Source organism: Streptomyces sp. IBSBF 3136 (genome assembly GCF_036815105.1).
Taxonomy (GTDB): Bacteria; Actinomycetota; Actinomycetes; order Streptomycetales; family Streptomycetaceae; genus Streptomyces.
Genome location: NZ_JAJSZC010000035.1, coordinates 1 through 8,503, shown reverse-complemented (window position 1 = coordinate 8,503; position 8,503 = coordinate 1). Strand labels below are relative to the sequence as shown.

At 70.3% G+C, this 8,503-nt stretch carries 6 protein-coding genes and 1 pseudogene; 1 reads left to right on the top strand and 6 read right to left on the bottom strand.

Annotated features, from left to right (window positions below; genetic code table 11):
* Positions 1 to 56: 56 nt before the first annotated feature.
* Positions 57 to 1,199 (top strand): annotated as a pseudogene (locus V7E45_RS10630) (ABC transporter permease); the annotation flags it as partial.
* Between the two features lie 69 nt (positions 1,200 to 1,268).
* On the opposite strand, the gene V7E45_RS10625 reads toward V7E45_RS10630, so the two are convergent.
* The 6 genes from V7E45_RS10625 to eno form a co-directional block, all read right to left on the bottom strand.
* Positions 1,269 to 2,558 (bottom strand): cyclopropane-fatty-acyl-phospholipid synthase family protein, encoded by a 1,290-nt coding sequence (locus V7E45_RS10625; protein WP_333773846.1) that lies wholly within the window; start codon positions 2,556 to 2,558, stop codon positions 1,269 to 1,271.
* 393 nt (positions 2,559 to 2,951) lie between these two features.
* On the bottom strand, positions 2,952 to 4,334 hold the full coding sequence (locus V7E45_RS10620) for an NAD(P)/FAD-dependent oxidoreductase (RefSeq protein WP_333773845.1): 1,383 nt from the start codon (positions 4,332 to 4,334) through the stop codon (positions 2,952 to 2,954).
* A gap of 445 nt (positions 4,335 to 4,779) precedes the next feature.
* Complete coding sequence (locus V7E45_RS10615; RefSeq protein ID WP_333773844.1) at positions 4,780 to 5,721, bottom strand: Ppx/GppA phosphatase family protein; 942 nt, start codon at positions 5,719 to 5,721, stop codon at positions 4,780 to 4,782.
* Positions 5,718 to 6,284, bottom strand: coding sequence for a DUF501 domain-containing protein (locus V7E45_RS10610; protein WP_333773843.1), 567 nt, complete (start codon positions 6,282 to 6,284; stop codon positions 5,718 to 5,720). The genes V7E45_RS10615 and V7E45_RS10610 overlap by 4 nt, the downstream gene beginning before the upstream one ends.
* 47 nt (positions 6,285 to 6,331) lie before the next feature.
* The gene (locus V7E45_RS10605) at positions 6,332 to 6,808 is read right to left on the bottom strand and encodes an FtsB family cell division protein (protein WP_333773842.1); all 477 of its coding nucleotides are present in this window, start codon (positions 6,806 to 6,808) and stop codon (positions 6,332 to 6,334) included.
* Positions 6,809 to 6,912: 104 nt separating this feature from the next.
* Entirely contained in the window at positions 6,913 to 8,220 is a 1,308-nt protein-coding gene (gene eno, locus V7E45_RS10600; RefSeq protein WP_333773841.1) for a phosphopyruvate hydratase, read from the bottom strand.
* Positions 8,221 to 8,503: the final 283 nt, after the last annotated feature.

The window sequence follows — 8,503 nt, the reverse complement described above, 5'->3', positions numbered from 1 at the left end:
TGGTGTTTATATTGGGGGTTTAAAAGGTCCCCCGGGGGGGGGGGGGGCGGCGGGGCGCGCCCCCCGCCCCGGTGCTGCGCTTCTTCGGGGTGTCGGGCAAGCTGGCCCGGCAGAACTCGGTGCGCAACCCGCGCCGTACGGCGGCCACCGCCTCCGCGCTGATGATCGGCCTGACCCTGATCACCGGCATGACCGTGATGGCGGGCAGCCTGCAGACGGCGATCGACAAGATGGCCTCCTCGGCGATCCGCGCGGACTACGTCGTCTCGATGGCCAACCGGGGCCCGCTCTCCCCCGACGTGGCGGACAAGGTCGCCGCCGCCGACGGCGTGACCGCCAGCAGCCCGCTGCGCAACGGCGAGTCCCGCATCGACGGCAAAACCGAGTTCCTGACCGGCGTCGACGGCTCGTCCATCGGGAAGCTGACGGACCTGAAGGTGGACGACGGCGCCTTCGAGGTCGGCCGCTTCCGGGTCGTCGTCGACAAGGACCGGGCGAAGGAGTACGGCTGGACGCCCGGCTCGCACTTCACCGCGCACTTCGAGGACGGCAAGGCGCGGCGGCTGACCGTCGCCGGGATCTACGAGGGCAACGAGATGATCAACGGGATCATGCTCGACAACAAGGTCCTCACGCCGCACCTGAAGGACCCGGCCGACATGCAGGTCATGGTCAGGACGGCGGACGGCACCTCGGAGACGGCCAGGAACGGACTGGCCAAGGCCCTGGGCCTGAACCCGGCGATCAAGATCCAGGACAAGCAGGACATCTCCAACGACATCGCGAAGATGTTCACGACGATGCTGAACATGCTCTACGGCCTGCTCGGCATGGCGGTGATCGTCGCGGTCCTCGGCGTCATCAACACCCTGGCGATGTCGGTCTTCGAACGCTCCCAGGAGATCGGCATGCTGCGCGCCATCGGCCTGGACCGCAAGGCGGTCAAGCGGATGGTCCGGCTGGAGTCCCTGGTGATCTCCCTGTTCGGCGGTGTTCTCGGCATCGGCCTCGGCGTGTTCTTCGGCTGGGCGGCCGGACAGCTGCTGGGCACGAAGATGCCGACGTACGAACTGGTGCTGCCCTGGGCCCGGATGGCGCTCTTCCTGCTGCTGGCGGCGCTGGTCGGCGTGCTGGCCGCGCTGTGGCCGGCCCGGCGCGCGGCCCGGCTCGACATGCTGACGGCGATCAAGGCCGAGTAGCGGCACGACCGCGCAGTGGGCCCCGCTCCGTGACCGGAGCGGGGCCCTTTGCGTGCGGCGGGGCCGCGGTCAGGTGTTCCAGGTACGGGTGCGCAGCAGCAGTCCCGAGGTGCCCGATGCGGGGGTGCGGATCGCCAGGACCTGGTTGACGCCGATGCGGTTGCGCTCGAAGGCGAGCGCGGAGGCGGCCATGTAGAGGCGCCAGACGCGGGCGCGGCCGGGGCTGGTGAGGCGGACCGCGCGGCCCCAGTCGTCCTCCAGGTTGGTGACCCACCGGCGCAGGGTGCGGGCGTAGTGCTCGCGGATGGACTCCACGTCGCGGACCTCGAAGCCGGCCCGCTCCAGCTGGGTGACGGTGGTGCCGATCGGCGCGAGTTCGCCGTCCGGGAAGACGTAGGCGTCGATGAACCGGTCGACCTCGTACACCGACTCGTCGCGCTGCGGGCGGCGGGCGATCTGGTGGTTGAGCAGCCGGCCGCCGGGTCTCAGCAGGTCGTACAGGTTGCTCGCGTACTCCAGGTAGCGTTCGGCGCCGACGTGCTCGGCCATGCCGATGGAGGAGATGGCGTCGTAGGGGCCGTCCACGACGTCCCGGTAGTCCTGGACGCGGATCTCCACCCGGTCGGTCAGCCCTTCCTCGGCGACCCGCTTTCGGGCGTAGGCGGCCTGCTCCTGCGAGAGGGTGATCCCGACGACGCGCACGCCGTGCTCACGGGCCGCGTGGATGGCCATCGAGCCCCAGCCGCAGCCGACGTCCAGCAGCCGCTGTCCCTCCGTCAGGCCGAGCTTGCGGCAGACGAGTTCGAGCTTGTCGCGCTGGGCGGACTCCAGTGAGCCGCCGTCCTGCCAGTAGGCGCACGAGTAGACCATGGACGGTCCGAGGACGAGTTCGTAGAAGTCGTTGCCCACGTCGTAGTGGTGGCTGATGGCCCGGCTGTCGCTGCGCCGGGTGTGCAGATGGCGGCGTCTGCGGACCTCCTCGCGCGGTGGGGCGGGCGGGAGCGGCAATCCGACGAGCCGCAGCAGCTCACGTCCGGCGGCCCGTACTTCGGGGTCGCGCAGCGCCTGGGTCAGGGGGCGGGCGTCCTCGCCGCGCTCCCAGACGGACCCGGCCAGGGCCTCGAGGGCCGTGTACAGGTCTCCCTCGATGCCGAGGTCCCCGGCGACCCAGGCGCGGGCCATGCCCAGCTCGCCGGGTTTGAACAGCATTCGGCGCAGGGCGCGGCGGTTGCGGACCACGAGGGTCGGGGCGCCCGGCGGCCCGGACCGGGAGCCGTCCCAGGCGCGGATCCGCAAGGGGAGCGGTGCTCCCAGCATCTGTTCGGCAACACTCGTCAGCCGCGACGCGGCGTCGGCCATGGCGCACCTCCGCTGAAAGGAATCGGCCCGCTGGATCGTCTCCGTCCGATGGACCGAAACGACCCCGCACGCCGACGTCATTCCCCTCCACGCGCTCATGCCGACACGATGGCCGAATCGTCACACGGTCGCGTTACCCCGCGGTCCCCGGTCGGTCAAGTCCCGAACTCGCGTGCCACGGAAAACAGCAGCGTCCGGGTGCCGGGCGAAGGCGCCGCGCGGTCCGGCGACTCCTCGCCGCCCGTCTGATCCTCGCGGGCCGCCGGATCCTCACGGCCGGCTGATCCTCATCGCCGTCCGGCCGACGGCGAAGGAGTCCGTACAGACGCCGAAGGGGCCGCCCGCACCACGGATGGCGGGCGGCCCCTTCGGGTTGGCCGGGGGGACCTGAGGTCAGGAGGCCTTGGCCTTCTCCTCGGTCTTGCTGGCGGCGGCGACCGGCGCGGGCTTGGCGGCCTCGTAGAACTCCTCGCGGGGGTTCTCCATGGCGCCCAGGGACACGACCTCGCGCTTGAGGAACATGCCGAGGGTCCAGTCGGCGAAGACGCGGATCTTGCGGTTCCAGGTCGGCATCGCCATACCGTGGTAGCCACGGTGCATGTACCAGGCGAGGCGGCCCTTGAGCTTGATCTTCATCTTGCCCATGACGATCATCGCCACGCCCTTGTGCAGGCCGAGACCGGCGACCGCACCCTTGTTGGCGTGCTCGTACTCCTTCTGCGGGAAGCCCCGCAGGCCGGAGATCACGTTGTCGCCGAGGGCGCGGGCCTGGCGCAGCGCGTGCTGGGCGTTCGGCGGGCACCAGGCGTTCTCGTTGCCCGCCTTGCGGCCGACGAGGTCCGGGACCTGGGCGTTGTCGCCGGCGGCCCAGATGTAGTCCGTGCCCTTGACCTGGAGCGTGGGCTCGCAGTCGACGTGGCCGCGGGGGCCGAGGGGCAGGCCGAAGCGGGCGAGGGCCGGGTTCGGCTTGACGCCGGCGGTCCAGACGATCGTGTTGGAGTCGACCTCGAGGCCGTTCTTCAGCACGACGTGGCCGTCGACGCAGGAGTCCATGGACGTGGAGAGGTAGATCTCCACACCGCGGCTCTCCAGGTGCTCCTTGCCGTACTGGCCGAGCTTGGGGCCGACCTCGGGGAGGATCTTGTCCGCGGCGTCGACGAGGACGAACCGCATGTCCTCACGGGAGACGTTCTTGTAGTACTTGGCCGCGTCCCGGGCCATGTCCTCGACCTCGCCGATGGTCTCCGCGCCCGCGAAGCCACCGCCGATGAAGACGAAGGTGAGCGCCTTGCGGCGGATCTCCTCGTCGGTCGTGGAGTCGGCCTTGTCGAGCTGCTCGAGGACGTGGTTGCGCAGGCCGATGGACTCCTCGATGCCCTTCATGCCGATGCCCTGCTCGGCGAGGCCGGGGATCGGGAAGGTGCGGGAGACCGCGCCCATCGCGATGACCAGGTAGTCGAAGGGCAGCTCGTACGCCTCGCCCACGAGGGGGGCGATCGTGGCTACCTTGCGGTCCTGGTCGATGGTGGTGACCCGGCCGGTGAGGACCTCCGCCTTCGGCAGCACGCGTCGCAGCGGGACGACGACGTGCCGAGGGGAGATGCTGCCGGCGGCGGCTTCGGGGAGGAAGGGCTGGTAGGTCATGTACGACCGGGGGTCGACGACCGTGACGGTCGCCTCGCCGTAGCGCATCTTCTTGAGAATGCGCCGAGCTGCGTACAGGCCTACGTACCCACCGCCTACTACGAGGATCCTGGGACGCTCCGTGGTGCTCATGCCATCGAGTATCCACCCGCCTCGGCAGGGGTGCTCGTGCGCCCCTTCACAAGGTTGGACAGGGCCTGTGCTAAACTCCGCGGCCCGCGTGACGCAGGTCATGACCGCGAGCGGGAACCGGTGGGCGGTCTGACCCGTTGTCAAGGCCGCGTGAGCTGCCTCTCTCTGTCTCCGGAGGGGCGGTGAGCCTCCCGTGACACCCCCGGAACACTCCCTTCCCCGGCCTCGTCGCGGCCACCGTCTGAACATGTTCAAACGGCTCGACGGGACCCGGAAGGGCCTATCGGCCCCGTTTCCCGGTTCCGCGAGGCGGAAATCCTTGTGAAGAACTTCACGAACTTTCCCGGCGGTCCCCAACCGAGGGGCCCCAGGAGGGCCCCTCCGGCCCGCTCAGACGTTATCCGACCTGCTCAGCCGATGGCTACTAGTCAGTAACAAAAGAGAGTTACGCCACCGACCACGCGATGCCGTCGAGGATGTCGTGCTCGCTGACGACGACCTCCCTGGCACCGATCCGCTCCATGATCGCGAGCAGCACGAGGGCGCCCGCGCCGATGACGTCGACCCGGCCCGGGTGCATCGACGGGATCGCCGCACGCTCGGCGTGCGTGGAGCGCAGCAGCCCCTCGGTGATCTCGCGGACGCGGTCGTGGGAGATGCGGGAGTGGTGGATGCGCGCGGAGTCGTACTCCGGCAGGTCCTGGGCGATGGCGGACACCGTGGTGACCGAGCCCGCCAGGCCCACCAGGGTGTGCGCCTCGCGCAGCGGGACCGTCCGCTCGGCCAGGTCAAGGGCGGCCTCGATGTCCGCCCTCATGGCGGCGATCTGCGCCTCGGTGGGCGGGTCGCTCACCCGGCCCTCGTGCACCAGGTGACGTTCCGTCATCCGCACGCAGCCCACGTCCACGGAGCGCGCGGCCCGCACGTGGTCGTCGCCCACGACGAACTCGGTGGAGCCGCCGCCGATGTCCACGACGAGGAAGGGCCTGGTGAGGTCGTCACGCCCCGTCAGCTCCCTGGTGGCGCCGGTGAAGGAGAACTCGGCCTCCTGGTCACCGGTGATGACCTCGGGCTCGACGCCGAGGATGTCCACGACACCGCGGACGAAGTCGTCCCGGTTCTCGGCGTCCCGGGAGGCGGAGGTGGCGACGAAGCGGAGCTTCTCGGCGCCGTGCTCCTTGATGATCTCCGCGTACTCGCGGCAGGCGGCGAAGGTGCGCTCCAGCGCCTCGGGGGCGAGCCGGCCGGTGCGGTCGACGCCCTGGCCGAGCCGCACGATCGTCATGCGCCGGTCCAGGTCGACGAGTTCACCCGTCGCGGGGTCGGCGTCGGCGACCAGGAGCCGGATGGAGTTCGTACCGCAGTCGACGGCGGCGACCCGGGTCACTTGGCGTCCCCCTCGACGGGCTCGACAGCCTCGGTGGCCTCCGTGGCCCCGGCCGGCGTCACGCACGGCCCCTTGGCCCACCACTCGGGCAGCATCGCGATGGCCTCGTCGCCCAGCGGGTTCACGCCCGGCCCCGCGGCCAGCGAGTGGGCGACGAGCACGTGGAGGCACTTCACGCGGTCCGGCATGCCGCCGGCGCTCGGGAAGCCCTCAAGGACCTCGATCTCGTCGCGGCGCCTGATGTAGTCCTCGTGCGCGGCACGGTAGGCGGCGGCCAGCTCCGGGTCGGTGGCCAGCCGCTCGGTCATCTCCTTCATCACGCCGTTCGCCTCCAGCGTGCCGATCGCCGAGGCGGCGCGCGGGCACGTCAGGTAGAACGTCGTCGGGAAGGGCGTGCCGTCGGGCAGACGCGGCGCCGTCTCCACGACGTCCGGCTGACCGCAGGGGCAGCGGTGCGCGATGGCCCTGAGACCACGCGGCGGGCGGCCGAGCTGCTGCTTGAAGGCCTCGACGTCCGCGTCGGTGGGCTCGGTGTGCGGAGTGGGCGGCGGAGGCGTTTCCATGACTGCTTTCAGGGTGGCTTTCTGTCGGTCACCGGCCGGGGGCCGGCTCACTGGTCGGAGGCGTCGGACTTGTCGACCCCGTCCCAGACGTTCGCGTACCAGGGCCGGTGGGCGGCCCCGAGGTCGGCGCGGGACTGCTTGGCCGCGCCCGGGTCGATCACGACGTACCCGGTCTCCCCGGGCATCACGTAGTGCAGCCGGCGCCGGATCTGCTGCTCGGCGTAGGCGTCGTCCTGCCAGCGCGCCTTCAGGTCGCGCAGTTGCTCGACCCGTCTGCGGGCCTGTTCCTGCCGGCGCTGCTGGTCGGCGATCTCCGCGCGCTGGGAGACGTACTGCCGCATCGGATAGGCGAGCGCGACGATCAGCGAGCACAGCACCAGCGCGAGCAGGGCCGCGCGGCCCGTGAGCCGGGAGCGGCGCGCCTGCCGCTTGGTCTGGGAGCGGTAGACCCGGGCCGCCGTCTGCTCGCCGAGCAGCCGCAGCCTGGTCGCGGTGGAGAAACGGTCCCGGTCCTTCACGGCCATGTGGCTTGCCGCCTCCCCTTCCACGTGCGTACGTCCCCGGACACGGTACGGGACCGGGTACGAGGACGTACGTACGACTGGCTAAGACTTAGCCCGGTGGGAGGTCAGCCCTTGGAGACCTCGACGTGACCGCGGAAGCGCGGGAACGCGCTGCGGCCGGCGTACACGGCGGCGTCGTCGAGGATCTCCTCGATGCGCAGCAGCTGGTTGTACTTGGCGACACGCTCGGAACGGGCCGGGGCACCGGTCTTGATCTGGCCGCAGTTGGTGGCGACGGCCAGGTCGGCGATGGTGACGTCCTCGGTCTCGCCGGAGCGGTGCGACATCATGCACTTGAAGCCGTTGCGCTGGGCCAGCTCGACGGCGTCCAGGGTCTCGGTGAGCGAGCCGATCTGGTTCACCTTCACGAGCAGGGCGTTGGCGGTGCCCTCCTCGATGCCGCGGGCGAGGCGCTCGGGGTTGGTGACGAACAGGTCGTCGCCGACGAGCTGGACCTTGTCGCCGAGCTTGTCGGTGATGACCTTCCAGCCGGCCCAGTCGTCCTCGAACAGCGGGTCCTCGATGGAGACGAGCGGGTAGGCCGCCACGAGCTCCTCGTAGTACTCCGTCATCTCGGCGGCGGAGCGCTCCTTGCCCTCGAAGAGGTACTTGCCGTCCTTGTAGAACTCGGAGGCGGCGACGTCGAGGGCGAGGGCGATCTGCTCGCCGGGCGCGTAACCGGCTTCCTTGACGGCCTCGAGGATGAGGTCGAGGGCCTCACGGTTGGAGCCGAGGTTCGGGGCGAAGCCGCCCTCGTCGCCGAGACCGGTGGCCAGGCCCTTGCTCTTCAGGACCTTCTTCAGCGTGTGGTAGACCTCGGTGCCCCAGCGCAGGGCCTCGGAGAAGGACTCCGCGCCGATCGGGGCGATCATGAACTCCTGGATGTCCACGTTGGAGTCGGCGTGCGAGCCGCCGTTCAGGATGTTCATCATCGGCACCGGCAGCAGGTGCGCGTTGGGGCCGCCCAGGTAGCGGAACAGCGGCAGGTCGCTGGCCTCGGAGGCGGCGTGGGCGACGGCGAGGGAGACGCCGAGGATGGCGTTGGCGCCCAGCGAGCCCTTGTTGTCGGTGGCGTCCAGGTCGAACATGGCCTGGTCGATCAGGCGCTGCTCGGTGGCGTCGTAGCCGACCAGCTCGGGGCCGATCTGCTCGATGACGGCGAGGACGGCCTTCTCGACGCCCTTGCCCTGGTAGCGGTTCGGGTCACCGTCGCGCAGCTCGATGGCCTCGAAGGCACCGGTGGAGGCGCCGGACGGGACGGCGGCACGACCCGTGCTGCCGTCGTCGAGGCCGACCTCGACCTCGACCGTGGGGTTGCCTCGGGAGTCCAGGATTTCCCGGGCTACGACGACGTCGATGGACGGCACGAGCATCTCCTTCGTGGATGTGACGCTGGTTCTGCGGGGCTGGTGTGCCGCGCGCCTAGAGCCTAACCGTCCGTGGGGCGTCGGCCACCGACCGACCGTCCCGTGGACAGGCGAGGACTGGGAGGGACAGGGGGAACCGTACCCATTGTTCCTGTCCGGAACAAAGGGGCTTGTCGATGAGGCCACGCCGAACTCCCGGAAAACGAAGAACCCCGCCCCGGCGCGGTCGGGGGGCGGCGCCCCGGGGGGGGGGGGCCGGGGGGGGGTGTGTTTTTAAAAAAACACATCC